Genomic DNA, 24,667 nt, shown 5'->3' with positions numbered 1-24,667 from the left:
CGAGCAGGCACAACAGGTGGGCGCGACCTACTGAATACGGGTCCAGGTCTCGCCGCCGCAGAACATGCCGCCGAAGGCGCAGCCCTGAACGCGAAGCTTGTCGCTGCCGCGGAGCGCGATAGTTGAATCGTATACGCCGCCGCTGCGGGTATCCTTGATGCGGCCGCTCCACTTGTCGCCGCGCGGTTTCATGTTGATCAGGACCTTGGCGCCGTTCGCCCCGGTCTTGGCATCGACGGCATAGCCGCAGAGATTGCCATTGCAGTCCTCGATCCGGATTTTGCCCTCCTTCTTCTCCGATATCCAAAGCCCGATTGGCGTGTTGGCGGCCTGCACAGCGGCAGGAGCCGGAGCCGGAAGTGACGCAGGCGGTGCCGATGCCACCTGCACTGCAGCCGGGGCGGGTGTTGCGACCGGAGCAGGCGCGGGCTCCGCCGAGACCTCCGGCGCGGTCAGCGCAGGCGTCGATGCCGATGGAGCAGTGGCATCCGTTGCCTTGGTTTCAGGCGCCGGTGCGGGCAGCACGGTGACCTTGGTGGAGGCCTGTGGTGCGGTGGCGGGAGGCGCGGGCGTCGGGGCGGTCGGTGCAGACGGTGTCGCAGCCTGAGCGGCCGGCGCTGCCGCGGGTGCAGTCGTGGCCGCGCCGGCCCTGGGCGAGGTCTCGTCCTTATCCTTAAACTTGTCGGTAATCGTCGGCGCGGAGACGTTGATACATGACAGCGAGGCACACCCGCGCGGGACATTCACGCGAATCTTGTGTCCCTCGACGTTGAAGTTGAAGCTGCCGGCATGTGCGCATGCGCTGGCCATCAGCATCGCGGCCACAAGTACGAGCTTCTTCATGCGAATCTCCCAGAACCGGGCTTGAACACCAATGGCCGGACTGTACCGGCCTCCTTTCCAACTCGATGTGACGCATGTCACACAGGCGTTCGAGCCTCCTCGGTCCCGGTCTTGCCCACGAGATCGTGAAGGAGGTTCTCGCATTCTTGCGGCTGTCGCGATTCCTCTTCATAAGGGGCGCGAATTTCGGCTTGGAAACGCGAGGCGGCGAGGCTGCCTCCTTGAAAGCTTTGGTACACGCGTTGATATTGGACAAGCTTCGCCAGATCGTCGCCGAACTCGCGTCTGCCAGCGGGTCCGTGCCCCGCAGGTTCGACGACAATGACTACCGGCTGGCCGCGGCGGCCCTGTTGGTGCACCTCATCTCTATCGACGGGGACGCGTCTGCGAAGGAGCAGGAGAAGCTGCGCTCGCTGCTTGCGAGCCGTTTCGACCTCGATGATGCGGCAGTCGGCGAACTGATCGAGGCCGCCAAGCGGGTGGAAGGCGAGTCGGTCGATCTCTATCGCTTCACCAGCCTGATCATGCGTTCCGTCGATGAGCAGGGCCGGGCACGGATCGTCGAAATGATGTGGGAGCTCGTCTATGCGGACGACCACATCAGCGAATTCGAAGAGAGCATGGTGTGGCGTTCCGCCGACTTGCTCGGCGTGTCGTCCAATGAGCGCATTGCATTGAGAAATCGTGTCGCCGGCAACAGGATCGTGCCGAAAGCCGCGAACTGAGGTTTCACAATGGCTGGCCGCGTTGCCTTGATTACGGGTGCATCAGCGGGCATCGGCTGTGAGCTCGCGAGGATCTTCGCGAGGAACGGCCACCATGTCGCGCTGGTCGCGCGCAGGCTCGACCGTCTGAAGGCGCTCTCGGACGAGATCGTGGCGGCCGGCGGCCAGGAACCGTTGATCATCTGCTGCGACCTCCAGCGCCCCGATGCCGGCGACGTCATTTCCGCGGCACTGGCCTCGGCAGCCGTCGAGCCGGAATATCTCGTCAACAATGCCGGCTTCGGCCTGTTCGGCGAATGGCTGCAGCTCGGTCGCACCGAGCAGCTGGCGATGGTTGACGTCAACGTGCGCGCGCTCACCGATTTGTCGCTTCGCTTTGCCGACTGCCTTGCGCGCCACCGCGGCGGCATCCTCAATGTCGCGTCGCTGGCAGGCTTCCTGCCGGGACCGCGGATGGCAGTATATTACGCCACCAAGGCCTATGTGATCTCCTACAGCGAGGCCTTGTTCTGCGAGCTTGCGCCGCGCGGGGTGCGCGTCACCGCCTTGTGTCCGGGCGCCGTGCCGACCGAATTTCAGGCGCGAGCCGGAATCGTTCCCGGCTTCGATTCCAAGGTGCTGAGCATTTCAGCAGCCGATGTCGCGATGGCCGGTTACCGGGGTCTCATGGCTGGCAAACGCCTCGTGCTGCCCGGGGTGGGCATGAAGATGATTCCGTTCATGCTGCGCTTCGTCCCGCGCGCCTGGGTCGTGTCGCTGGTCGGGCGCGTGCAGGGCAGGCATTCGGTTTGAGGGGTGCTTCAGCCCGGCTTCGCCCTTTACGCCGCGCACCACGCTTCGTTTGTGGCCGCGCCGCGTAGCCGAAAGTGGTGGAGCCGAGGGGAATCGAACCCCTGACCTCCTCATTGCGAACGAGGCGCTCTCCCAGCTGAGCTACGGCCCCTCCGAAGGTCCGAGCCACTGGATGGCCGGACCGCCGAAAGTGCCGTCATTTACGTTTTAAGCCGAGATCAAGTCAAGAACGCTTGCGCTGTTCATTTGGGCGTCTTTTCCGGCGATCAGCAGCCCGCTTCCCTTGTTCCGCCACGGCCAAACCGATATTTTGCCGAAGCAATTTAACCGGTGATTCAGCCCTTCGCGAGCAGATCAAGCCATGCGAGCTATTCTCGATATCATTCTCATCGCGCTGGATCTGTACGTCTGGCTGCTGATCGCCGCCGCGATCCTGTCCTGGCTGATCGCCTTCAACGTCGTGAACACCCGCAACCAGTTCGTCGCGGGCGTCGCCGAGTTTCTCTACAAGATCACCGAACCGGCGTTGCGGCCGATCCGCTCGCTTCTGCCGAATTTCGGCGGCCTCGACATCTCGCCGGTCATCCTGATCCTGATCATCCTGCTGATCCAGCGGATCATCAGCTACTACATCTACCCGAACGTGTTCTGATCGCGTTTCCCCGGGGAGGCGTGTTGGTGGAGCCTTGTCTGTAGAACCCTGGCGGTATGCCGCTCACGGCGTCAGCATCGCGTTGCGGGTGACGCCGCGCGGGGGAAAGGACCGGATCGATGGGCTCGAGACACTCGCCGATGGCCGCAGCGTGGTGAAAATCCGCGTCCGAGCCGTCGCCGAAGGCGGCGCGGCCAATCGCGCGGTGACGGATCTGCTGGCGAAGGAACTCGGTGTCCGGAAAGGCGACGTGCACCCGTTGTCGGGCGCTACGTCGCGGCTGAAGCAGGTCGCCGTTGACGGCGACCCGAACCGGCTTGGAGAACGGCTGCGACATCTGATAACTGCGGCCATCAATGGAGCGTGACGACGTTAATGCCCGCAAAGATCATCGACGGAAAAGCAATAGCCGCCACCTTGCGCGAGGATTGCGCGAAGGAAGCGGCACGCCTTGTGCGCGACCATGGCGTGACGCCGGGCCTTGCCGTGGTGCTGGTCGGCAGCGATCCGGCAAGCCAGGTCTACGTGCGCAGCAAGGGCAAGCAGACCCGGGCCGCCGGCATGGCCTCGTTCGAGCATGTACTGCCGGCGGAGGTCTCCGAAGCCGATCTGCTCGCCGTCATCGACAAGCTCAATCGCGATCCGGCCGTGCACGGCATTCTCGTGCAGTTGCCGCTGCCGAAGTCGCTCGATTCGCAAAAGATCGTCGCAGCGATCGATCCCGCCAAGGACGTCGATGGACTGCACCCGATCAATGCCGGACGGCTAGCGACCGGCCTGCCGGCGCTGACGCCCTGCACGCCTCTCGGCTGCATCATCCTGACCAAGAGCGTGCACGCGTCGCTGCAAGGCATGAACGCTGTCGTGATCGGCCGTTCCAACCTGGTCGGGCGGCCGCTGCTGCAACTGCTGCTGAACGAGAACGCGACCGTCACCATCGCTCACTCGCGTACCCGCGACCTCGCAAGTGTCTGCCGTAACGCCGACCTGCTCTACGCGGCCGTCGGTCAGAAGGAGATGGTGCGCGGCGACTGGATCAAGCCCGGAGCGACCGTGATCGACATCGGCATCACCCGTGTGCCGGGTGCAGACGGCAAGGACCGCCTGATCGGCGATGTTGCCTATGACGAGGCGTTGCAGGTCGCCGGCGCGATCACGCCTGTGCCTGGCGGTGTCGGCCAAATGACGGTGGCCTGCCTGCTGGTAAACACCTTGCGTGCGGCATCCGCGATCCACCGCCTGCCGCCGCCGAAAGTGTGAAGAGGTCGTCGTAAGAATAAGTAGTGAGTAGGAAAGCGGAGCGTGATGCGCTCTACTCACTACCGACCCTCCTCACTTCGCCTTCTTCGCCCGATCGATACCTTCGAGGATGAGCCTCTGTGCGTCGTCCGCGCCGCCCCAACGCAGCACCTTGACCCACTTGTTCGCTTCGAGATCCTTGTAGTGCTCGAAGAAGTGCTGGATCTGCTGCAGCGTGATCTCAGGCAGATCGTCGTAGTTCTTCACGCTGGCGTAGCGGCGCGTCAGTTTCAGCGACGGGACCGCGATGATTTTCTCGTCGCCGCCAGCTTCGTCCTCCATGAACAGCACGCCGACGGGCCGCACGCTCATCACTGCGCCCGGCACGATCGCTCGCGTGTTGGCCACCAGCACGTCGCAAGGATCACCGTCGCCCGACAGCGTGTGCGGAATGAAGCCGTAGTTCCCCGGATAGCGCATCGCCGTGTAGAGGAAGCGATCGACCACCAGCGTGCCGGCTGCCTTGTCCATCTCATATTTGATCGGCTCGCCGCCGACCGGCACTTCGATAATGACGTTGACCTCGTGCGGCGGGTTGACCCCGATCGAGATCGCATCGATACGCATGAAAAACTCCGGATTGTGCGCGCAGAAGGGTTCGTTGACGTTAGGCCGTCATGTTTGGATCGTGCCAGGCATCCACATCGTCGCGGCTAGCGAAAGCGCGGCTCGAAAAGACGGGTGCCCGGGAGGGCCGGGCATGACGAACATGGCTTATGTGGCAAAATTCAATGCGTCCAGGAGAACGCAACCTTGTCGAGGCTTTTGCCGCCGAATCGCTCGGACGAGCGGGCGACCATGCGTCCGCCGAGATTGCGGTAAAACTCCACCGCCGGTTCGTTGTCCGACAGCGCCCAGATCACCATGCTCTTGAGACCGCTTTGGGCGAGGTCGCGGCGAGCCGCCGAGAACAGGCGACGACCGAAGCCAAGGCCCTGGAATTCCGGTCTCAGATAAAGCTCGTAGATCTCGCCATCGAAATGCAGGCTGCGAGCGCGATTTCGACCGTAGTTGGCGTAACCCGCGATCTGCTCTCCGAACACCAGCACACTGACGCGGCTGCCTTTGCGAATCGCGCTATCCCACCACTGCGGGCCGCGGCGATTAATCAGCTTGTCGAGTTCGGCGCCAGGAATGATGCCCTGGTAGGCTGCGCGCCATGCCTGATCGTGAGTCGCTGCGACCGCGGCCGCGTCGGACGCCTTGGCTTGCCGGACTTCGATCAGGATCGTGCTCATGAGCAGATCAAAGCAAGACAGACGCGCGCCTTCAAGAGCTTTACTTAATAATCGGTTAACATGTGGATTTTCTGCATCACTGCCGGTGCGAAGGTAGCGCTTGCTGTACCGAAAACGGACAACTGCGCATCAATCGCGCCGACTATCAGTCGATTCGCGAACGGATGCTTGAGGATTGCAGGTGATGAGGAGGGCATCAGCGCCACGGCTCTTGCTCATCTCCGGTGTTCCCGCGCATCCTGACCGAAAATGACACAGGGAGAAAACCGCCATGAAGATGACCGCCGCTTTGCTGTTCGAACAAGGCCTGCCGCATCCCTTCACCGTGTCGAAGCCGCTTCGAATCGAACAGGTGGAGCTGCATGGCCCTGGTCCGGGCGAGGTGCTGATCGAAGTGGCGGCCGCCGGTCTCTGTCATTCCGACCTGTCCACCATCGAAGGCGTGCGTCCGCGCAAGTTGCCGACGGTGGTCGGTCACGAAGGTGCAGGCATCGTTCGTGAGGTCGGCGCAGGCGTGCACGAACTCAAGGCGGGTGATCACGTCGTCACGTCGTTCGTGTCCAGCTGCGGCTCCTGTCGCTACTGCTCCGACGCAAGACCCAATCTGTGTACGGTTTCGACCGCCTCGCGCGCAGCCGGCACGCTGCAGTCCGGCGCGCGGCGCCTCTTCTGCGACAACGGTTCGGACCTGCATCACTACAGCGGGCTGTCGGTGTATGCGCAGTATGCGGTCGTTGCGGAAAGTTCGGTGGTAGCGATCGACAAGCGAGTGCCGCTGCATGTCGCTTCGCTGTTTGGCTGCGCGGTGATGACCGGTGTCGGCGCAGTGGTGAACACGGCGCAAGTCGCGCCGGGCCGAAGTTCAGCGGTGGTTGGTCTCGGCGGCGTCGGGCTCAACTCGCTTCTGGCGCTCGTCGCTTCTGGCGCTTATCCGATCGTCGCCGCCGACGTGCTGCCCGCCAAGCTCGAACTCGCGAAATCCTTGGGCGCGACGCACACGGTGCTGGCGAACGGCAAGAACGCGGTCAGCGAGGTGCGCGACCTGACACGCGGCGGCGTCGATTTTGCGTTCGAGATGGCGGGTTCGCTACCGGCAATGGATTTTGCTTACGCGATCACCGCGCGCGGCGGGACCACCGTCAGCGCCGGCCTGCCGCGGCCTGATGCTGCAATCGCCTATCCGCACGCGGCCATGGTGACCGACGAGCGCACCATCAAGGGCAGCTACATGGGAAGCTGCATCGCCCGCCGCGACATCCCGCGCTTTCTCGACCTCTACATGGCCGGCAAGCTTCCGGTCGACAAGCTGCACGCGGGCGACCTGACGTTCGACGCCCTCAATGAAGGCTTCGACAAGCTCGCCGACGGCAGCGTGGTGCGGCAGACGCTGCGACCCAACTGAGGCCGCAACTCTCACGGGCTTGTTCGCTCGTTCAGCACCCGACGGGGTGTCTGACTTGAGGACCGAATGATCAATCCGTCAGCAGCAGGATGGGATGCTATTCCCGCCTGCTGCTGCGTGCAGCGCACAATACGGCAAGTTGTCGTATGACCAGAGCAATCGCTTTTTATCATTTTGGATGAAATTTCGTTTTGCACTTGAAAGGTGGCCGGCACGTGCGCTTAACTTGCGACGCCGAAGATAAATAAAAACACGGCCACAGATCCGGGGAAACGCCAAGCACGTCAAAAATTCGATCTCAAACAACGTCGACGCTGGGAGGACTTCAATGACTCGTAAGCATATGACCCGTCGCCAGTTCATGGCCACGACCGCCGCGTCGACGGTTGTTCTCGCCGCGCCGCATGTTTCGACGGCGCAGTCCGCGGGCAAGCTCTCGATCGGCTTCTGGGATCACTGGGTGCCCGACGCGAACAAGGCGACCGAGGCGCTCGTCAGGGAATGGGCTGCGAAGGAGAAGGTCGAAGTCCAGATCGACTTCATCACCTCGCAAAGCAACAAGATACTCGTCACCATCGCCGCCGAAGAGCAGGCCAAGTCCGGCCACGACATTCTGGCGATGCCGACCTGGCAAGCGGCCGAGCGTGCGCGAAACCTGGAGCCGGTCGACGACATTATGGCGCCGCTGATCGCCAAATACGGTGCGGTCAACAAGACGGTCGAATATCTCGGCAAGACGGACGGCAAGTGGTTGGCCGTGCCGGCGACGGCAGGCAGCCAGATGAAGGGCCCCGCCTCGCGCCTCGACCTGATGAAGCAGCATGCGGGCATCGACATCAAGGCGATGTATCCCGTCGGCGCCGCGCCCAAGGCGGATGACTGGAACCTCGACAATTTCCTGAAGGCCGCGGAAGCTTGCAACAAGGCGGGCTTTCCATTCGGGATCGGCCTCGGCACGACGAGCGATTCCGTCGACACGGCCGGCGCGCTGTTCCATTCGTTCGGAGCTGCGCTGGTGGATGCCAGCGGAAAGATCACGGTGAAGTCTGATCCTGTCCGCAAGGCGCTCGAATACTGCGTCAAGCTTGGCAAGCAGTATCCCGCCGACGCACCAGCATGGGATGATGCATCCAACAACAAGTGGATGGTCTCAGGCCGCGGCGCGCTCATCATGAATCCGCCGAGCACCTGGGCGGTCGCCGTGCGCGACGCGCCGCAGATTGCCGAGCAGATGTGGCACCACGGCATGCCCGCGGGACCGGCAGGCCGCTTCGGACCATTCCTGCCCTACTTCTGGGCTATCTGGAGCTTCTCCAAGAACAAGCCGGCGGCGAAGAGTCTCTTGACGCACCTGTCGCAGGAGTCATCGGCCCAAAAGATGGTGGAGGCCTCGAAGGGGTATGACATCCCGTCGTTCGAGAAGCTGACGACCTTCAAGGTCTGGTCGGAAGTCGGCCCGCCGCAGGGCACGATGTACCATTATCCGAACCCGCATAATCACCAGATCCTGTCGATCGCAGCCGCGCCCGCACCGCCGAAGATCGCCGTGCAGATCTACACGCAGGGCCTGCAGACCAAGATGATCGTCCGCCACATGCAGGGCGAGCCAATGGAGAAGACGTTGGCCTGGGCCGAGTCCGAGTGTGAAGGATTCATGCGCGGATGATCGCCTGATCTGTTGCCCTTCCGGCCGCATGGCGCCGGAAGGGCAGTCGCTTTCAGCCACTATCCACATCAGAGCCTGTCGCAAATCACATGGTCGATGTTGCAGCTCCGCCTTCCCTGATCGCCTCCCGAAGCCGTCAGCGGCGCAGCTTGCGCACATGGCTCGGCCGCAAATCGACGATCGCGTTCTTCCTGGCCCTGCCGCTGATCGCGCTGATTGCGGTGCTTGTCGTCTATCCAGCCATCTACGCCGTCCATCTTGCGATGCTCAACAAGTCGATGGAGCGGTTCGTCGGCTTCTCCAACTTCACGTTCCTGTTCAAGCGCGAAACCTTCTGGATGGTGGTCTGGCAGTCCTGCCTGTTTGCGATCACCGCCGTGCTGTTCAAGGCGATCATCGGCTTCATCGTCGCGCATTTCGTGCACAACATTCCCGCCAAGGGGCAGCGCAAGTGGCGTGGCATGCTGCTCGTTCCCTGGGTGATCCCGCCGGCGATGAGCTGTCTCGCCTGGTTGTGGTTGTTCGATCCATCTTACTCGGCCTTCAACTGGTTGTTGGTGAAGTTGGGCTTCGGCGCAATTCCGTGGACCGGCGATGCAGACTGGGCGCGTTTCTCGGTGATCCTGGTCAATATCTGGATCGGTGCTCCGTTCTTCATGATCATGTATCTGGCGGCGTTGAAATCCGTTCCCGAGCAGCTCTACGAAGCGGCCGAGATCGACGGCGCGAACTGGTGGCAGCGCATCTGGTACGTAACGCTGCCGATGATGCGCAACATCATCGCTATCACGGCACTGTTCTCGCTCATCGTCACGTTCGCGAACTTTGATATCGTGCGAGTGCTCACGGCCGGAGGCCCGCTCGACAAGACCCATATCTTCGGCACATGGGCTTTTCGGGTCGGTATCGAAGGCGGTGACATTCCGCTCGGCGCAAGCGTGTCACTGTTCATGGTGCCAATCCTGGCCGTCGCTGCGATCTTCATCCTCCGCGACATTACCAAGCGCGGGAGCGAGGTATGATGACCGTCGTAACCGCGGCCAGTCCCTCCAGCCCCACTCGCTCAGCGCCGAAGTACGGCAGCATGAAGCGTGACCGCACCTGGGCCCTGCGGTGGTCGTATTTCTTCCTGGTCCTGTTTGCGATCTTCTTCCTGCTGCCGCCGATCTACATGCTGATCACCTCGCTGAAGAGCAGCGCGGAGATCTCCGCGGCGACCAACCCGTGGTGGGTCTCCAATCCGACGCTCTCCAACTATATCGATCTGATCGGGTCGCGCGACTATCAGATCTTCTTCCGTAACTCGGCAGTCGTATCGATCGTCGTCGTGACGATCACGATGCTGATCGCAGTGCCCGCGGCATTCGCGCTCTCGCGCATGCGGTTCTGGGGCTCGGCAACGCTCGCGACCGGTGTGTTCCTCACCTACCTCATTCCGGAAACGCTGCTGTTCATTCCGCTCTTCAAAATGATGGCCGTATTCAATGACTGGACGGGAATCCAGCTCATCAACCGCTGGTGGGTGCTGCTTATCCTCTATCCGACGCTGACGGTGCCGTTCTGCACCTGGATCATGATCGGCTATTTCGCGTCGATCCCGAAGGAGCTGGATGAAGCCGCCATCATCGACGGCGCAAGCTGGATGCAGACGCTGACGAAAATCTTCATCCCGGTCGCGCTGCCCGGCATCATTGCAGCGACGATCTTCGCTTTCACCGTGTCATGGGCGCAGTTCCTCTATCCGCTTGCGTTCACGACCTCGACCAGCGAGCTCGTGCTGCCGGTCGGGATCATCACGTCGCTGATCAAGGGCGATGTCTTCAACTGGGGACAGATCATGACGGGCGCGCTTCTCGGCGCCGCGCCGCCACTGATCATCTACGCCTTCCTGATGGACTATTACATCGCGGGACTGACCGCGGGGGCGACCAAAGGCTGATCGACCAGGAGCACCATGGCCAACGTATCGCTGCGCAAGATCGTCAAACGTTACGATGATGTGGAGGCGGTGCGCGGCATCGACCTCGAGATCAAGGACCACGAGTTTGTCGTGCTCGTCGGTCCGTCCGGTTGCGGCAAGTCGACGACCTTGCGGATGATCGCAGGCCTCGAGGACATCACCGGTGGTGAGATTGCAATCGACGATCACGTCGTCAATGACGTGCCGCCGAAAGATCGCGACATCGCCATGGTCTTTCAGAACTACGCGCTCTATCCGCACATGACAGTGGCTGACAACATGTCATTTGGTCTGCGGCTGAAGCACTATCCAAAGGCGGAGATCAAGGCGCGTGTCTCCGAGGCGGCGCGCATCCTCGACATCACCGAGCTGCTCGACCGCAAGCCAAAGGCGCTTTCGGGCGGTCAGCGCCAGCGTGTCGCCATGGGCCGCGCCATCGTGCGCAATCCGAAGGTCTTTCTGTTCGACGAGCCATTGTCCAACCTCGATGCCAAGCTGCGCGTGCAGATGCGGATCGAGATCAAGCGCGTGCATCAGAAGGTGCGCACGACCACAGTCTACGTCACTCACGACCAGGTCGAGGCGATGACGCTCGCCGACAGGGTGGTGGTGATGAACCACGGTGTGATCGAGCAGGTCGGCTCGCCGAACGAGCTCTATCATGCGCCGCGGACGCGGTTCGTGGCGGGGTTCATCGGCTCGCCGGCGATGAATTTCATTCCGGCGCGCATCGAGCCGGTTGGCGACGGCCTGCAGGTGAGCTTCGGCAACGGGCTGGCGTTGCCGCTTCCGGCCGATCGGGCGATTCGCTATCGGCCGTTTGTCGGCAAAGAGAAGCTTTCGCTGGGGCTGCGTCCCGAGCACGTCACCGAGATGCGCCCCCATCTCGGGCCGGACACAGTGCCGTTCACAGCCCAGATTGACGTCAGCGAGCCGATGGGAATGGAGACGCTGGTCTATTTCAAGATCAACGGCAGCGAGGTGTGCGGCCGGGTCAGCCCAAAAGCGGGGGCGCGCGACGGCGCACCGATGCAGTTCGCCGCCGATCTGAGCAATATGCACATCATCGACGACTCGTCAGGATTGGTGGTGTGAACCTCGCAACGCCGCCGGCGTTGCCGTGAGCTCTGCGGCAGCGCGCATGCCGCTTTCCAGCGCGCCGTGGCAGGTTGAGAAGAAGTTGGGCGAGGTGGCTTCGCCGGCAAAGAAGATCCGGTCATCGATCGGCGCGGCGAGCTTGGCGCGAGCGTCCGCATGGCCGGGCAGGGCGTGCGAGTAGGATCCGGTCGCGAACGGATCGTGCGCCCAGCGTGACAGCGACAGCGGGCGCAGCTTGCGGCGATAGTCCGAGCCGAGCAATGCCACGAGCTCGTCGATCGCGGTAGCAGCGAACGCTTCTTCGCCGGCATCCTCGAGCTCGCGCGCGTGGCGGCCGCCGAAGAAACCTTCGATGCTGGCAAAGCCCTGCGGCCGCAAATGATAGCTGCCGGTGCCGACTTTTGTCGTCGAGCCGCGCAAATGGCCGTCGCGCGGCAGGGCGTCGCCATCTCCATCAAGCGCCAGCATTACCTTGTCGGCCAGGCCGAGCGGTACGCCGGTTGCGGCGTCGACCTTTGCCAGCAGTGCCGGCAGGAAGCGCACGGTCTCGTTGGCGATCAGGTTCGTAGGGACGGTGACGATCACCCTGGCGGCAGTGAGCGTGCCGCGCGACGTCTCAATGCGGATGGGTGTCGATGAATGGTCGATTAACGTCACCTTTGCATTGAGCTCGACCGGGCAGGGCGCCCCGTAGGCCGCGACCAGCGCGCCGAAGCCGCGCTTCACGCGCCAGTTGATTTCGGTGTCTTCGTAGGCGCTCGTATCGCGAATCGAGACGCGATCGAGCTCGGCGCCATTGATGTAGGTCGAGATGCAGTTCAGCATCGCGTTCCAGCGATTGCCCGGTTTCAGGAGGTCGCTCGCCGGCCGGTCGGGGTCGGACTCGGCTGCCGCCTCGACCCGGTCGTAGAACGCGTCCATTTCTTTCAGATACGCCAGACGCTCCTCTCGCGGGAAACCGATGTTGAAGGTCTGTTCGGTCCAGTGCGGTCGGCCGCGGTCGAGGTCGAAGCCGAGCTCGCCGGCGATGCGCACGAATTCGTTGCGGTCGGCCGAATGCAGCCAGCCGCAGCCGACGTCGAAGACGATGCCGTTCTCAAGCTGCCGCGTGAAAGCACGTCCGCCAATCCGGTCGCGCGCCTCCAGAACCTTGACGCGAAGCCCCGTGCCCTCGAGCGCGCGGGCGGCACCGAGGCCCGCCGCGCCTGCGCCGATGATTGCGACGTCGATGTCGGTGGAAAGGGGCATGCTGACCAGCGTCCGTTGCTTCAGGCACTATGCCATGCATACCTATATAGTCGCCGCTGCGAAAGCAGGCAGGGCTCGCTTCGGCCATCCTTTCGAAAGGTCTGAGGGGCCGTCAAAGGCCGCAAGGGGACGCTCGCTTGCGAAGCAAGCGGGGCGGGTGTGTGGTTTGCGGGCGATTGCACGCGCTGGCTTGGCCGCACTCCGCCTCACACGGTGCGGAGAGTGTGTCACCCCGCCCGAGCGCTTCGCGATCGAGCTTCCCCTCAAGGGACGGTGGAAGCCGGAGCTTGCGGCGGTCTTTTGCGCAGACCTAGCTCGCCAACGCTTCCTTGCTTTTCTCAGCGCGCTTGCGCTCGTTCGGGTCGAGCAATTTCTTGCGCAGCCGAATCGATTTCGGTGTTACCTCGACCAGCTCATCGTCCTCGATATAGGCCAGCGCCTTCTCCAGGGTCATTCTGATCGGCGGCGTCAGACGCACGGCTTCGTCCTTCGAAGTGGTGCGGATGTTGGTGAGCTGCTTGCCCTTCAGCACATTGATCTCGAGGTCGTTGTCACGCGTATGCTCGCCGACGATCATGCCGCGATACACTTTCCAGCCCGGCTCGATCATCATCGGGCCGCGGTCTTCCAGTTTCCACATCGCATAGGCGACCGCTTCGCCCTGTTCGTTGGAGATCAGCACGCCGTTGCGGCGGCCGGGAATTTCGCCCTTGTAGGATGCATAGCCGTGGAACAGGCGGTTCATCACCGCGGTGCCGCGCGTGTCGGTCAGGAGCTCGCCCTGATAGCCGATCAAGCCGCGGGTCGGCGCGTAGAACACGAGCCGCAGGCGGTTGCCGCCCGACGGCTTCATCTCGATCATCTCCGCCTTTCGCTCGCTCATCTTCTGCACGACGACGCCGGAGTGCTCCTCGTCGACGTCGATGACGACCTCCTCGACCGGCTCCATCCAGCCACCGGTCGCCTCGTCTTTCTGCAGCACCACGCGCGGACGCGACACGGAGAGCTCGAAGCCCTCGCGGCGCATGGTCTCGATCAGGATCGCGAGCTGCAGCTCGCCGCGACCTGAAACTTCCATCGAATCCTTGTCGTCGGCTTCGGTCACGCGCAGTGCGACGTTGCCTTCGGCCTCGCGCAGCAACCGGTCGCGGATCATGCGGCTCGTCACCTTGTCGCCCTCGGTGCCGGCGAGCGGCGAGTTGTTGACGATGAACGACATCGAGACCGTCGGCGGATCGATCGGCTGGGCGGTCAGCGGCGCCTCGACGCTCGGATCGCAGAACGTGTCAGCGACGGTGCCCTTGGTAAGCCCGGCAATGGCGACAATGTCGCCGGCCTCGGCTTCATCGAGCGGCGTACGCTCAAGCCCGCGGAAGGCGAGGATCTTCGAAATGCGGCCCTGTTCGATCAGCTTGCCGTCGCGGTCGATCGCCTTGATCGTCTGGTTCGGCTTGATGGTGCCCGACGTGATTCGGCCGGTGATCAGCCGGCCGAGATAAGGATTGGCTTCAAGGATGGTGCCGATCATGCGGAATGGACCCTGCTCGACCACCGGCGGTGCGACATGGCGCAGGATCAGGTCGAACAGCGGCTGCATGCCCGCTTCCTTCGGACCTTCCGCGCTCTCGGCCATCCAGCCCTGCTTGGCCGAACCGTAGAGTATCGGGAAGTCGAGCTGCTCGTCGGTGGCGTCCAGCGCCGCAAACAGATCGAACACCTCGTTGATCACTTCGGTCGGGCGCGCGTCGGGGCGGTCGACCTTGTTGATGACGACGATCGGCTTCAGCCCAACCTTCAGCGCCTTCGAGACCACGAACTTCGTTTGCGGCAGGGGCCCTTCGGCGGCATCCACCAGCACCAACGCTCCGTCCACCATGTTGAGGATGCGCTCGACCTCGCCGCCGAAGTCGGCGTGGCCTGGCGTATCGACGATGTTGATGCGCGTGTCTTTCCACTGCACCGACGCGGCCTTGGCGAGAATCGTGATGCCGCGCTCGCGCTCAAGGTCGTTGGAGTCCATCGCCCGCTCAGCGACACGCTGATTTTCGCGGAATGTGCCGGACTGTTGCAGCAGGCGATCCACGAGGGTGGTCTTGCCATGATCGACGTGAGCAATGATGGCGACGTTGCGCAAATTCATAGGGTCTACCGATTGGGCTTGCCGGGGCGCCCCCTCAAAACACGGTGCCCGGCCGATGGGCCGGGCATTCGGGGCACGCGTTGCGGCGCAATATAGTCAGGAATCTTCAAAAAACAACGACAACCGCAGGCTGAATGTGTGGCGAAACCTTCGAAATCCGGCGCATTAACCGAATTTCGGATCAACCGTGACCGACCAGAGCGCATTATCGGCGCGATCGCGGATCGTCACGGTGAGCTGCCCGGTCGCGCCGTCGATCCGCGCGTGGCCGAAGAACTGCATGCCGGCGGATGGCGGCAGATTCTGGCGGCCAGGTCCCGGAGCTTTGACGAACTTCAACTCGGGCCCGAACGTGTTGTCGAGCTTGCCGGGGCCGAAGGTTCCCGCATGCAACGGGCCCGAGACGAACTCCCAGAACGGATCGAAATCCTGGAACTGCGCCTTGTTCGGATCGTAGTAATGCGCAGCGGCGTAATGCACATCAGCCGTCACCCACATCGTATTGCGGATGCCGGCGCTTTTGATGAAGCGCAGAAGGTCGGCGATCTCCAGCTCGCGGCCGAGCGCGGGACCGTCACCCTGGGCGATCGCCTCGGAGCCCCGATGATTGACGGCGTCGTCCTCGACGATGATGCCGATCGGCATGTCGGAGGCGATCACCTTCCACGTCGCGCGTGAGGCAGCCAATGACCGCTTTAGCCAGGCGAGCTGCTCGAGGCCGATGAAATACGAATCAGGGCCGTAGCTCGTCTGGGTGTTGTCGTTGTTCGGACCGCGGTAGCTGCGTTCATCGAGCATGAAGACGTCGAGGTGCGGACCGTAGGCGATGGTGCGGTAGATGCGTCCGGGTTCGGTCGCACTTGTCCGGATCGGGAACATCTCATGGAACGCCTGGGCTGCGCGCGCGGCGAGCAGCATCACGTTGCGCTCCTTGTAGGCCGACGGGAGCTGCTTCGACAGCGACCAGTTGTTGGTCACCTCATGGTCGTCCCACTGCACGAACACCGGCACGTCGGCGTTGAACGCGCGCAGATGTTCATCGAGCAGATTGTATTTGTAGGCTGCACGGTACTCATCGAGTGTTTCGGCGACCTTGGCCTTCTCGGGAATTGTGAGGTTCTTCCAGACCGTCTCGTCCGCGAGCTTCACCTCCGGCAGGATCGGGCCGTCTGCATAGATCGTGTCGCCCGAATGGATGAAGAGGTCGGGATTGTGCTTGCGCATGGCAGCGAACGTTGTCATGCCGCCGTCGTCGGTGTTGATGCCCCAGCCTTGGCCAGCGACATCGCCACCCCAGACAAAGCTGACGTCGCGCCGGTCGGCGGGTGCCGTGCGGAATCGTCCGGTCACCGGTTCGCTCTCGACGTTGATCTGCTTGAGATCGCGGAATTTCACCCGATAAAAGATGGTCTGACCGGAAGGGAGATTCTCGAGCAAGCGCTTTACGCAAAAGTCGCTCTCGGGCATCGCTGCGACAGGCGGCAGCGCCAACGCATTGCGGAACGACTCGGTCGTTGAGATCTCGACCAGCATTTGTGAAGGGCGATCGGCGCGCGCCCATATCATGCCGCTGTCACCGGAAATATCGCCGGATTGGACGCCGTGCGTCACGATCGGCCGATCGGATGCGCGGCTGATGAACGGAGTGAACAGCCCTGTCGCCGCCGTGGCGCCGCCGATAGTGGAGGTTTGCAGGAAGTGTCGCCGGGAAATCAGCACCTTGCGCATTGTCGCCTCCCCCAACTCGAACCGCTCCAGCATGCGGTACCAAGGACGACCGATTTAGAATGCCTCTGTAACTGGCGCGTGACGCGTGATCGTATGGGATTGAATGGCGCTCAAACCGCGGCGCGGGTTGGCCGTACCGGTGCGAGCGGCGCAGGCTCAGTGGCGAGGAACAGGCGGCGGTCCGCGACGGCGTTGTGGAACTGTTCCAGCGCAATCTGAAAGGCGGTCAGGGTGCCGGCTTCGATCGCGCCGCTTTCATAGCAATCAAGCGTATCGCGCAGGATTTCGTCGGCCTCCGCTTGCATCTCGTCGAGTTCCTCATGACTCGAGGCCTTGCGCGCCTGCGACAACATCACCAGCAGTCGTTCGCGCAGAGACGTGTTGTTGGTCCGCTCGTCCTTCTTCAGATAGCTCGCCGCCCAGGCGCCGGCCGATCCGAGCAGCGACATGCCAAGAATCGTCCACCAGATCAGATCGCTGTAGCGGTCCATGAATGTCCGCTCTTCGCCGTCGACGTAGGCTTCGGCACCGGGATGCACTGGAATCGCGGCGTCCTTGTCGGTGTCAGGAACCTCGATCTTCGCAGCGCTGGGATTGGCAGCGATCAGGGCCTGCCGCATCGAGAATAGTTGCCGCGTGAACGCTGTCACGGTGCTTTCGGACAGGGATTTCCGCGCAACGATATGATGGCCGAAGCTGATGGTCTTGATCGTCTCCTCGGGGCGCGCGGGCGCGCTGCCGAACGCGCCCGGTGAGATCTCGGCGGCGTCATAGATCGGATATCTGCTCTCGATCGAATCGGCGAGGTCGATCGGCAGGAATGTCGGCGCGCCACCATCGCGCACCGTTGCTCCGATTGCATCCGTGGTAATCTGACTGTTGACCGGGCCGACGGCGAAAAAAGCATCGGCTTTGTTGCCGCGGATCGCCTCGTTCACTTCGGACGGCGCGAACTGGACGATCTCGACCCGTTCCTCCGGCACGCCATACTGCTGCAGGATCAGCCGCAATAGATTGACGTTGGACTGGCTGCGACCAATCACTCCGACCTTGTGGCCGGCGAGATCCTCGATCTTCCCGATCTTTGGCTCGGCGGCTCTCTTCGTTGCCCTCGGTCGGGCGGCCGGCGGCAGCCAGAGGGCGACGACATTCTTGCGCATGGTGGCGACGGTCTGCGCATCCTTCGGCAACTGCTGGTCGCCGCGGATCACCGCGAGATCGGCCTGGCCTGTGTCCAGTGCAACGGCGCTCTGCACCGATCCTTCGGTCGGCACGATTCGCAGCTTAATCGAGCTCCGGTCCCGGCCAGCCGCTTGTGGGTCGAAGACCCGGGCGATCGATTGCACGACCTTGAAGTCGTCGCTGTTGGGAGGCCCGACGGCAATGCGCACAGTGACGGGACGGTTGTAGTAGTAGGTCGCAGCGGCGATCGCGGCTATGATCGCGATGGCCGCTGCGATCAGCGACAGCACCGTCATGATCTTCGGTCCACGCCGTCGTCGCGTCGCCGCCAGCGTCGTGCCGCTGATGCCATCTGTGCTCATCGGCCGCGAAAAAAGCTGTTGCAGGTTCAGGGTGTCATCTCTCTGATCTGCCGGTGTAACTTACGCATCATAGCAACTTTCCGGCCGAATCGCAGTTCCGATACTGCGGGCGACGCACCCGGTGGTCGGCCCGTTCGATCTGCCGACCTTTGCGCGTCAAACAGCAATGCGGGGTATGGTAATTCTAAGGCGTTGATATCGTTTGAGGAGGTATTCATGGCCGAGAAACTGGCAGGCGAGACCCGCAAACAGGCGCTGGCGAAGCTGATCGGCTGGGCCGAGGTGCCGGGCCGCGACGCTATCGCAAAGACGTTTGTTTTCAAGGATTTCAACGAAGCGTTCGGCTTCATGAGCCGGGCCGCGCTGGTGGCCGAAAAGAACGACCACCACCCCGAATGGAAGAACGTCTACAAGACCGTCGAAGTGGTGCTGTCGACCCACGATGCCGGCGGGCTGACGGCCAAGGATACGGCGCTTGCCGCGGCCATGGACGCCATCGCCGGGCGGTAGGGCCGCTTGCAATTGCACCTCAGAGTCACCAACTTTTGACCATGATGAGCACAACGCATTTCAACGCAGACGACTTCGAGCCTGCGCAGAAGTTGGCGCAGGATTCCGAGAGCGTTCGCAAGCGCTTCAAGGCCAAGTTCAAGCGGTTCGCCGCTCGGCTGCCGTTCGCGGAGGATCTGCTCGCCGCTTACTATTGTGCGTTCGACCGCACGACGCCGCGGCGTGTTCAGTTGTCGCTGCTCGCGGCGCTCGCCTATTTCGTGCTGCCGTTGGATTTCATGCCGGACCTGTTGCCGGTGCTGGGCTTTACCGACGACGCCGCCGTGCTCATGTCAGCACTCCGGATGGTCGCCAGCAATATCCGCCCCGATCATCGCGAAGCCGCACGCCGGGCGCTGGTGCGCGGGGTCGATGACAAGGACCTCGACGCCGCGCTCAACGGCGGGTAACTCCGGCGCTCCCAGCGCGTCGGACTTTTGCGCCTCCACTGGCCGCGAGGCGCTCGCGGTGATGCTTAGGGATGCAGAATCACCTTGCCCATCGCCTTGCGGCTGGACAGCACGGCCATCGCCTCGGACGTTTTCGCCAGTGGGAAGGTCGCATGAACGTGGGAAGAAAGCTTTCCGTCCGCGGCCCATTGCACAATCCGCTCGAGGTTGGCGCGGCTCTTGTCCGGGAATGCCTTGGCGAAGCCGCCCCAGAACACGCCACGGATGTCGCAGCTTTTCAGCAGCGGAAGGTTCAGCGGAATGCGTGGGATCGGTCCTGACGCGAACCCGATCACCAGCAGCCGTCCTTTCCAGCCAAGCGAGCGTAGCGCCGGCTCGGTGAAGTCGCCGCCGACCGGATCGAACACGATGTCGATGCCCTTCGCGCCGCCGATCTTCTTCAGGCCTTCTTTGAGATCTTCCTTCGCATAGTTGAAGAGAACGTCCGCGCCGTGCTCCTTGCAGAACTTGAGCTTGTCGTCCGACGATGCGCAGGCCACCACGCGCAAGCCCATCAGCTTGCCGATCTCGATCGCGGCGAGCCCCGTGCCGCCGGCAGCGCCGAGCACGACCAGCGTTTCGCCGGGCTTTGGATCGGCACGATCTTCCAGTGCGTGCAGCGCAGTCGAATAAATCAGGATCACGCCCGCGGCGCGATCGTAATCGAGGCTGTCCGGAATCTTCGCGGTCATCGCCGCTGGTGCTGCGACCTTTTCGCGCGCGCCGTTGAAGCCGATCGAGGACACGACCCGGTCACCGACCTTGAGATCGGTCACGCCAGCGCCGACGCTCTCGATCATGCCGGCGATCTCCGCGGCTGGCGAGAACGGAAAGGGCGGCTTGGTCTGATACTTTCCCTGCACCATCAGAATGTCGAAGAAGTTCAGCGCCGCGGCTTTGATCGCGATCACCACTTCGCCGGGCCCGGCGACCGGATCAGGCAGATTGCCGAGCACGAGGTCTTCGGGTTCGCACCATTGCGAGCAAATGATCGCTTTCATCAGGGTCACCGTTGCGCGTGGTTGTGAGTGGCCGCTTTCATGGCGGATTTGGCCAAAGGCGACAATGCCGATTCTGGCGGTTAGGCGGTTGCAACGCGCGTGCAGCTCAAGGCGGAACTGCCTTCACAATTTCGCCTTTCCCGTCTATTCCAGTCGCGCCTTTCCGGATTCTCCCATGCCGGACGTGCTTGAACGAACGAGGGTTTTCACGATGCAACGAGGGACTGTCCGTCTGGCAGCGTACATGGCCGCGGTGCTCGCCTGTGTGTGGGCCGTGCCGGCCAACACACAGGCTGCCAAGTCGTCCCCCAAGCAGGAGGCAGCTGCGGCTGCCGGCGGCGCCGAGCCGACGCTGGTCGGTCAATTCGGCAGCTGGGGCGCGTATGTAGCCTCGCCCGGTGGCAAGAAAGTCTGCTTCGCGCTCGCCAAGCCGTCGTCGATGAAGACCGATCCACCGAACCGCCCACGTGATCCCGCCTACGCGTTCATCTCCACGCGGCCGCAGGAGAAGGTGAGCAATGAGGTCTCGATCATGATCGGCTATCCGCTGAAGCCTGGCTCCGAAGGCAGTCTTGAAGTCTCGGGCAGCCGCTACGCGATGTACACGCAGGGCGACGGTCTCTGGATCAAGAACGCGGCCGAGGAGGAAAAGATGGTCGACGCGCTGCGCAAGGGTTCCGACGTCACCGTCAAGGGCGTATCGTCGCGCGGCACCGAGAGCATCGACGTCTACTCGCTGAAGGGGCTGTCGCAGGCCCTGGATCGCCTCGCCCAGGACTGCAAGCGCTAGACAGGCCGGGTGCCTTGTCGGGTGCCCTTGGGCCGAAGTTATTGATTCTGGCGCGGTAAAGCGCCATGTCTGGCGTATTCAGTGACGCCTCAATTGATATCTGCGAATTCGCGGTCCGGACCGGCCGCGCGGAACCTTCGATGACAGAGATGGCGGTACAGCCGCAACCTACCACTGGTGTGCAAGCGCGCGGCGTTCTCGTCGAGAAAACGCCGCTGGAAACCTATGTGCCGCCGGCGAAACCGTCGCTGGTCGGCCTTTCGCGCGCCGAACTCGCCGACTGCATCGGCCAGGCCGGCGTGCCGGAGAACCAGCGCAAGATGCGCGTGCAGCAGCTCTGGCACTGGATCTACGTGCGCGGCGTGCGGACCTTCGGCGAGATGACGAACGTCTCCAAGGCGCTGCGCGTGGAACTGGAGAAGCATTTCACCATCGATCGCCCGGAGGTCGTCGCCGAACAGATTTCCGAGGATGGCACCCGCAAATGGTTGCTGCGGCTGCCGAGCGGTCACGCGGCCGAGCGGCCGCACGAGGTAGAATGCGTCTATATCCCGGAGACCGATCGCGGCACACTCTGCGTTTCCTCGCAGGTCGGCTGCACGCTGAACTGCTCATTCTGCCACACGGGCACGCAGCGTCTGGTGCGCAATCTCACCGCGGGCGAGATCGCGGGCCAGGTGATGATCGCGCGCGACCGCCTGGGTGACTGGATCGATCGCGAGACGCCAAACGGCAACCGCCTGGTCACCAACATCGTCATGATGGGAATGGGCGAACCGCTGTACAACTTCGACGCCGTTCGCGACGCACTGGCGATCGTCTCCGACAACGAAGGCATCGCCATTTCTCGGCGACGCATCACCCTCTCGACCTCGGGCGTGGTGCCGAACATCGTGCGCGCCGGCGAAGAGATCGGCTCGATGCTGGCAATTTCGCTGCACGCGGTGCGTGACGACTTGCGCAACGAGCTGGTTCCGCTCAACCGCAAATATCCGATTGCCGAATTGCTGGAAGCGTGCCGCAACTATCCCGGTCTGTCGAACGCCCGGCGCATCACCTTCGAGTATGTGATGCTCAAGGGCGTCAACGATTCGCTCGATGACGCCAAGTGGCTGGTGAAACTACTGAAGGGCATTCCGGCCAAGATCAATCTCATTCCGTTCAATCCGTGGCCGGGTTCGTCATATCAGTGCTCGGATTGGGACCAGATCGAGAAGTTCTCCGAATATATCTTCAACGCGGGCTATTCCTCGCCGGTGCGCACCCCGCGTGGGCGCGATATCCTTGCCGCCTGCGGTCAGCTCAAGTCGGAAACTGAAAAGCTTTCCGCGCGCGAACGCCAGGCGCTGCGCGCGATGGCCATGACCGACTAGGAATGCGTCATTGCGAGCGAAGCGACGCCGTTCTTCGGACGGCTATGGGCGAGTGAACCGGCGCGGTTCTTCGAAGGCTATGGCTCGCAGCGACGACGAGAGGCGCGTACGATGACTTTGCTCTGGCGGCTGATCGTCATTCTGTTTGCGTTCGTTGTCGCGAGCTTTGCGGCGGGATTGGTCGTGGTCGCTTCGGTGATGTATCCGGAATGGAGCAGGCTCGATCTTGGTCCGGCGGATCGTGATGCGGTTGCAGTGATGGCCGGCTTCGGCTTCATCTTTGTCTCCGGCTTTGCGCTGTTACCGGCGGCCGTCATGGCGCTTGTGACGGAAGCCTTCTCGATCCGCAGCATCGTCTTCTACGCTTTGGGTGGCGCGTTGTTCGGCCTGGGCGTCTACCTCGCATTCACGCAGTTCGATCCTTCGGCCATGACCTTCGTCGGCGTCGATCGGCGCGAACTCGAGGTGATGATCGGTGCGGGCGTCGTCGCGGGGCTCGTCTACTGGTTCATTGCCGGCCGGCGTGCCGGTGCGTGGCGGGAATAGGTTGTTCCTGCAAAACCGGCAATTATGTCATCCCGGCGAAAGCAGGGACGACCGTGAAATTGTAGCCGGCATTTACTCACGCCGTGCCCAGGCGAGCGCCTGCTCGAGCCGGTCATTGCCCCAGAAGATTTCCTCGCCTGCGGTCGAGAAGGTTGGCGCACCGAAGATATTTCGCGCCGCCGCAGCGTCGGTCTGTGCGCGCAGTCGCATCTTTGTTTCGTCGGATTGCGCTTGGTCGAAGATTTCCGCGGGAGCAACTCCGAGACTTTTGAGCACAGTGGCGAGCGTCTCAGGTTTGCCGATGTCAAACCCTTCGGCGAACTCTGCACGAAACACGCCACGGCTGAAATCCTCGCCCCAGCCCTGATCCAACCCGACCAGCGCAACCCGCGCGGCGAGCAGGCTCGCCTGCGGGAAAGGGTCGGGTTTGCGGAACGGTGTGCCGATATCGCTGCACAGTCGCTCCATGTCGCGCCACATGTAGCGGCCTTTCGCCTGAAACAGGTTGAATGGCGAGTTGTCGAGACCTTGTGCCTGAAAGATCGGCCCCAGCAGGAACGGCCGCCATCGGACAGCGACGTCTGCCCGCTCGGCCGCGGGCGCAATGCGCATCGCGGTCACATAAGAATAGGTCGAAGCGAAATCGAACCAGAAATCCAGCGTTGCCCCTGACATTACAGCCATCCCTGCCCGGTTAGCTTGATGTTGCCAGCATACATACCACCGTCTCGCATAACGACGATTTCGTGACGTTCTGCGCTCTTTCCACCGCGGGCGAGGTCGGCTAGACCGACAACCATGAATCGCGCAGGACTCTTCATTGCACTGTCGTTGTCGCTGGCTTTCGTCGTTCTGTACCTGATCTTTCCGGAACTCGACCTGCAGATCGGCGGGGTATTCTACGATGCCGTGACACGGACGTTTCCGCTGCGATCACATCTCGTCGCGCTGATTGCGCGCGAAACAGCGATGATCATCGCATGGGCGATCTGCATGCCGGCGCTGGTGGCGCTTGCCGTCAAGCTTGTGCGGCCGGACAAGCCGATGTTGTTGCGCGGTCGCACCGTCGCATATTTCGTGATCACGATGGTGCTGACGGCCGGCATCGTCACCAATCTGACTTTCAAGAGCACGTGGGGCCGGCCGAGGCCCGCGTCTGTCGTCGAGTTCAATGGTCAGTGGCAGTTCAAGCACTGGTGGCAACCGGGCGGCGAGTGCCCGAAGAACTGCTCGTTCTTCTCGGGCGAGGCGTCGACCGCATTCTGGACCTATGCGCCGGCCTCGCTCGCGCCGCCGGCCTGGCGGCCGCTCGCATATCTCGGCGCTACGGTGTTCGGTCTCGCCACCGGCGGCTTGCGCGTGGCTTTCGGCGGCCATTTCGTCAGCGACGTGCTCGTTGCCGGTCTCGTGACGTTCCTGCTGATCTGGCTGGTGCACGGCCTGTTGTATCGCTGGCCGTCCACGCGCACGACAGACGAGCGCGTAGAGGCGGTGCTGGCGTGGGTGGCATGGCCGGGTTACGCGTTCATCCAAAGGCTGCTGGGCCGGGAACCGGCACCGCGAGCTTCCAGTGCAACATCTGCCGTTCAGGCGGAACAGCGGATGTCGTGATGGCTTGATGATG

At 62.7% G+C, this 24,667-nt stretch carries 25 protein-coding genes and 1 tRNA gene; 16 read left to right on the top strand and 10 right to left on the bottom strand.

Going from position 1 to position 24,667, the window contains the following annotated elements; translation table 11 throughout:
* Positions 1–27: 27 nt before the first annotated feature.
* Entirely contained in the window at positions 28–843 is an 816-nt protein-coding gene (locus RCO31_RS18230; RefSeq protein WP_308969851.1) for a DUF2147 domain-containing protein, read from the bottom strand.
* A 74-nt stretch (positions 844–917) separates the two neighbouring features.
* Between RCO31_RS18230 and RCO31_RS18225 the strand changes: the two genes are divergently transcribed.
* Complete coding sequence (locus RCO31_RS18225) at positions 918–1,568, top strand: TerB family tellurite resistance protein (protein WP_374991499.1); 651 nt, start codon at positions 918–920, stop codon at positions 1,566–1,568.
* Between the two features lie 9 nt (positions 1,569–1,577).
* Positions 1,578–2,360 carry an SDR family oxidoreductase gene (locus RCO31_RS18220; protein WP_308969850.1) on the top strand — a complete coding sequence of 261 codons (783 nt, stop codon included), beginning with the start codon at positions 1,578–1,580 and terminating at the stop codon, positions 2,358–2,360.
* Positions 2,361–2,435: 75 nt separating this feature from the next.
* Here RCO31_RS18220 and RCO31_RS18215 read toward each other — a convergent pair.
* Positions 2,436–2,511: transfer RNA gene (locus RCO31_RS18215), tRNA-Ala, on the bottom strand.
* Positions 2,512–2,721: 210 nt separating this feature from the next.
* On the opposite strand from RCO31_RS18215, the gene RCO31_RS18210 reads away from it, so the two are divergent.
* The 3 genes from RCO31_RS18210 to folD are packed head-to-tail and all read left to right on the top strand — an operon-like array spanning position 2,722 to position 4,272.
* Positions 2,722–3,012 (top strand): YggT family protein, encoded by a 291-nt coding sequence (locus tag RCO31_RS18210; RefSeq protein WP_308969849.1) that lies wholly within the window; start codon positions 2,722–2,724, stop codon positions 3,010–3,012.
* A gap of 34 nt (positions 3,013–3,046) precedes the next feature.
* Entirely contained in the window at positions 3,047–3,379 is a 333-nt protein-coding gene (locus RCO31_RS18205; protein ID WP_308969848.1) for a DUF167 domain-containing protein, read from the top strand.
* 8 nt (positions 3,380–3,387) lie between these two features.
* The gene (gene folD / locus RCO31_RS18200) at positions 3,388–4,272 is read left to right on the top strand and encodes a bifunctional methylenetetrahydrofolate dehydrogenase/methenyltetrahydrofolate cyclohydrolase FolD (RefSeq protein WP_308969847.1); all 885 of its coding nucleotides are present in this window, start codon (positions 3,388–3,390) and stop codon (positions 4,270–4,272) included.
* Positions 4,273–4,344: 72 nt separating this feature from the next.
* Here folD and ppa read toward each other — a convergent pair whose 3' ends face one another.
* Positions 4,345–4,878: an inorganic diphosphatase gene (gene ppa / locus RCO31_RS18195; RefSeq protein ID WP_308969846.1), complete on the bottom strand. Its 534-nt coding sequence runs from the start codon at positions 4,876–4,878 to the stop codon at positions 4,345–4,347.
* A 161-nt stretch (positions 4,879–5,039) separates the two neighbouring features.
* Entirely contained in the window at positions 5,040–5,549 is a 510-nt protein-coding gene (locus RCO31_RS18190; protein ID WP_308969845.1) for a GNAT family N-acetyltransferase, read from the bottom strand.
* 271 nt (positions 5,550–5,820) lie between these two features.
* Here RCO31_RS18190 and RCO31_RS18185 point away from each other — a divergent pair, with 271 nt between their 5' ends.
* The 5 genes from RCO31_RS18185 to RCO31_RS18165 all read left to right on the top strand — a co-directional run bounded on the left by RCO31_RS18185 (position 5,821) and on the right by RCO31_RS18165 (position 11,672).
* Entirely contained in the window at positions 5,821–6,951 is a 1,131-nt protein-coding gene (locus tag RCO31_RS18185; RefSeq protein ID WP_308969844.1) for a zinc-dependent alcohol dehydrogenase family protein, read from the top strand.
* Between the two features lie 328 nt (positions 6,952–7,279).
* Positions 7,280–8,617 (top strand): extracellular solute-binding protein, encoded by a 1,338-nt coding sequence (locus RCO31_RS18180; RefSeq protein WP_308969843.1) that lies wholly within the window; start codon positions 7,280–7,282, stop codon positions 8,615–8,617.
* 89 nt (positions 8,618–8,706) lie between these two features.
* On the top strand, positions 8,707–9,639 hold the full coding sequence (locus tag RCO31_RS18175; RefSeq protein ID WP_308969842.1) for a sugar ABC transporter permease: 933 nt from the start codon (positions 8,707–8,709) through the stop codon (positions 9,637–9,639).
* Entirely contained in the window at positions 9,639–10,556 is a 918-nt protein-coding gene (locus RCO31_RS18170; protein ID WP_308969841.1) for a carbohydrate ABC transporter permease, read from the top strand. The genes RCO31_RS18175 and RCO31_RS18170 overlap by 1 nt, the downstream gene beginning before the upstream one ends.
* Positions 10,557–10,571: 15 nt before the next feature.
* Entirely contained in the window at positions 10,572–11,672 is a 1,101-nt protein-coding gene (locus tag RCO31_RS18165; protein WP_308969840.1) for a sn-glycerol-3-phosphate ABC transporter ATP-binding protein UgpC, read from the top strand.
* Here RCO31_RS18165 and RCO31_RS18160 read toward each other — a convergent pair.
* The 4 genes from RCO31_RS18160 to RCO31_RS18145 all read right to left on the bottom strand — a co-directional run bounded on the left by RCO31_RS18160 (position 11,655) and on the right by RCO31_RS18145 (position 18,335).
* On the bottom strand, positions 11,655–12,923 hold the full coding sequence (locus RCO31_RS18160) for an NAD(P)/FAD-dependent oxidoreductase (protein ID WP_308969839.1): 1,269 nt from the start codon (positions 12,921–12,923) through the stop codon (positions 11,655–11,657). The two genes, RCO31_RS18165 and RCO31_RS18160, sit on opposite strands and share 18 nt — an antisense overlap.
* Before the next feature lie 310 nt (positions 12,924–13,233).
* Complete coding sequence (gene typA / locus RCO31_RS18155; RefSeq protein WP_308969838.1) at positions 13,234–15,063, bottom strand: translational GTPase TypA; 1,830 nt, start codon at positions 15,061–15,063, stop codon at positions 13,234–13,236.
* A gap of 165 nt (positions 15,064–15,228) precedes the next feature.
* Positions 15,229–16,791: an alkaline phosphatase D family protein gene (locus RCO31_RS18150; protein WP_308969837.1), complete on the bottom strand. Its 1,563-nt coding sequence runs from the start codon at positions 16,789–16,791 to the stop codon at positions 15,229–15,231.
* A gap of 110 nt (positions 16,792–16,901) precedes the next feature.
* Positions 16,902–18,335, bottom strand: coding sequence for a TAXI family TRAP transporter solute-binding subunit (locus RCO31_RS18145; protein WP_374991498.1), 1,434 nt, complete (start codon positions 18,333–18,335; stop codon positions 16,902–16,904).
* A 216-nt stretch (positions 18,336–18,551) separates the two neighbouring features.
* Here RCO31_RS18145 and RCO31_RS18140 point away from each other — a divergent pair, with 216 nt between their 5' ends.
* Together RCO31_RS18140 and RCO31_RS18135 are read left to right on the top strand one after the other, a co-directional pair.
* Positions 18,552–18,845: a 4a-hydroxytetrahydrobiopterin dehydratase gene (locus RCO31_RS18140; RefSeq protein ID WP_308969836.1), complete on the top strand. Its 294-nt coding sequence runs from the start codon at positions 18,552–18,554 to the stop codon at positions 18,843–18,845.
* A gap of 44 nt (positions 18,846–18,889) precedes the next feature.
* Positions 18,890–19,294: a YkvA family protein gene (locus RCO31_RS18135; protein ID WP_308969890.1), complete on the top strand. Its 405-nt coding sequence runs from the start codon at positions 18,890–18,892 to the stop codon at positions 19,292–19,294.
* 65 nt (positions 19,295–19,359) lie between these two features.
* Here the strand turns inward: RCO31_RS18135 and RCO31_RS18130 are convergent, their stop codons facing one another.
* Positions 19,360–20,334, bottom strand: a complete 975-nt coding sequence (locus RCO31_RS18130) for an NADPH:quinone oxidoreductase family protein (protein ID WP_308969835.1) — start codon at positions 20,332–20,334, stop codon at positions 19,360–19,362.
* A 244-nt stretch (positions 20,335–20,578) separates the two neighbouring features.
* On the opposite strand from RCO31_RS18130, the gene RCO31_RS18125 reads away from it, so the two are divergent.
* From RCO31_RS18125 to RCO31_RS18115, 3 genes are all read left to right on the top strand, one after another.
* Complete coding sequence (locus tag RCO31_RS18125; RefSeq protein ID WP_308969889.1) at positions 20,579–21,124, top strand: invasion associated locus B family protein; 546 nt, start codon at positions 20,579–20,581, stop codon at positions 21,122–21,124.
* 149 nt (positions 21,125–21,273) lie between these two features.
* Positions 21,274–22,497, top strand: a complete 1,224-nt coding sequence (rlmN, locus tag RCO31_RS18120; protein WP_308969888.1) for a 23S rRNA (adenine(2503)-C(2))-methyltransferase RlmN — start codon at positions 21,274–21,276, stop codon at positions 22,495–22,497.
* A 111-nt stretch (positions 22,498–22,608) separates the two neighbouring features.
* Complete coding sequence (locus RCO31_RS18115) at positions 22,609–23,043, top strand: hypothetical protein (protein WP_308969834.1); 435 nt, start codon at positions 22,609–22,611, stop codon at positions 23,041–23,043.
* Between the two features lie 72 nt (positions 23,044–23,115).
* Here RCO31_RS18115 and RCO31_RS18110 read toward each other — a convergent pair whose 3' ends face one another.
* Positions 23,116–23,718 carry a 2-hydroxychromene-2-carboxylate isomerase gene (locus tag RCO31_RS18110; RefSeq protein ID WP_308969833.1) on the bottom strand — a complete coding sequence of 201 codons (603 nt, stop codon included), beginning with the start codon at positions 23,716–23,718 and terminating at the stop codon, positions 23,116–23,118.
* 123 nt (positions 23,719–23,841) lie between these two features.
* On the opposite strand from RCO31_RS18110, the gene RCO31_RS18105 reads away from it, so the two are divergent.
* A complete protein-coding gene (locus tag RCO31_RS18105) occupies positions 23,842–24,654 on the top strand; it encodes a phosphatase PAP2 family protein (protein WP_308969832.1) in 813 nt (270 codons plus the stop codon).
* Positions 24,655–24,667 lie beyond the last annotated feature (13 nt).

Origin of the sequence: Bradyrhizobium sp. LHD-71, from assembly GCF_031157255.1 — a bacterium.
Taxonomy (GTDB): Bacteria; Pseudomonadota; Alphaproteobacteria; order Rhizobiales; family Xanthobacteraceae; genus P52-10.
The sequence above is the reverse complement of the archived record's forward strand: the minus strand, read 5'-3'. Positions and strand labels throughout refer to the sequence as shown.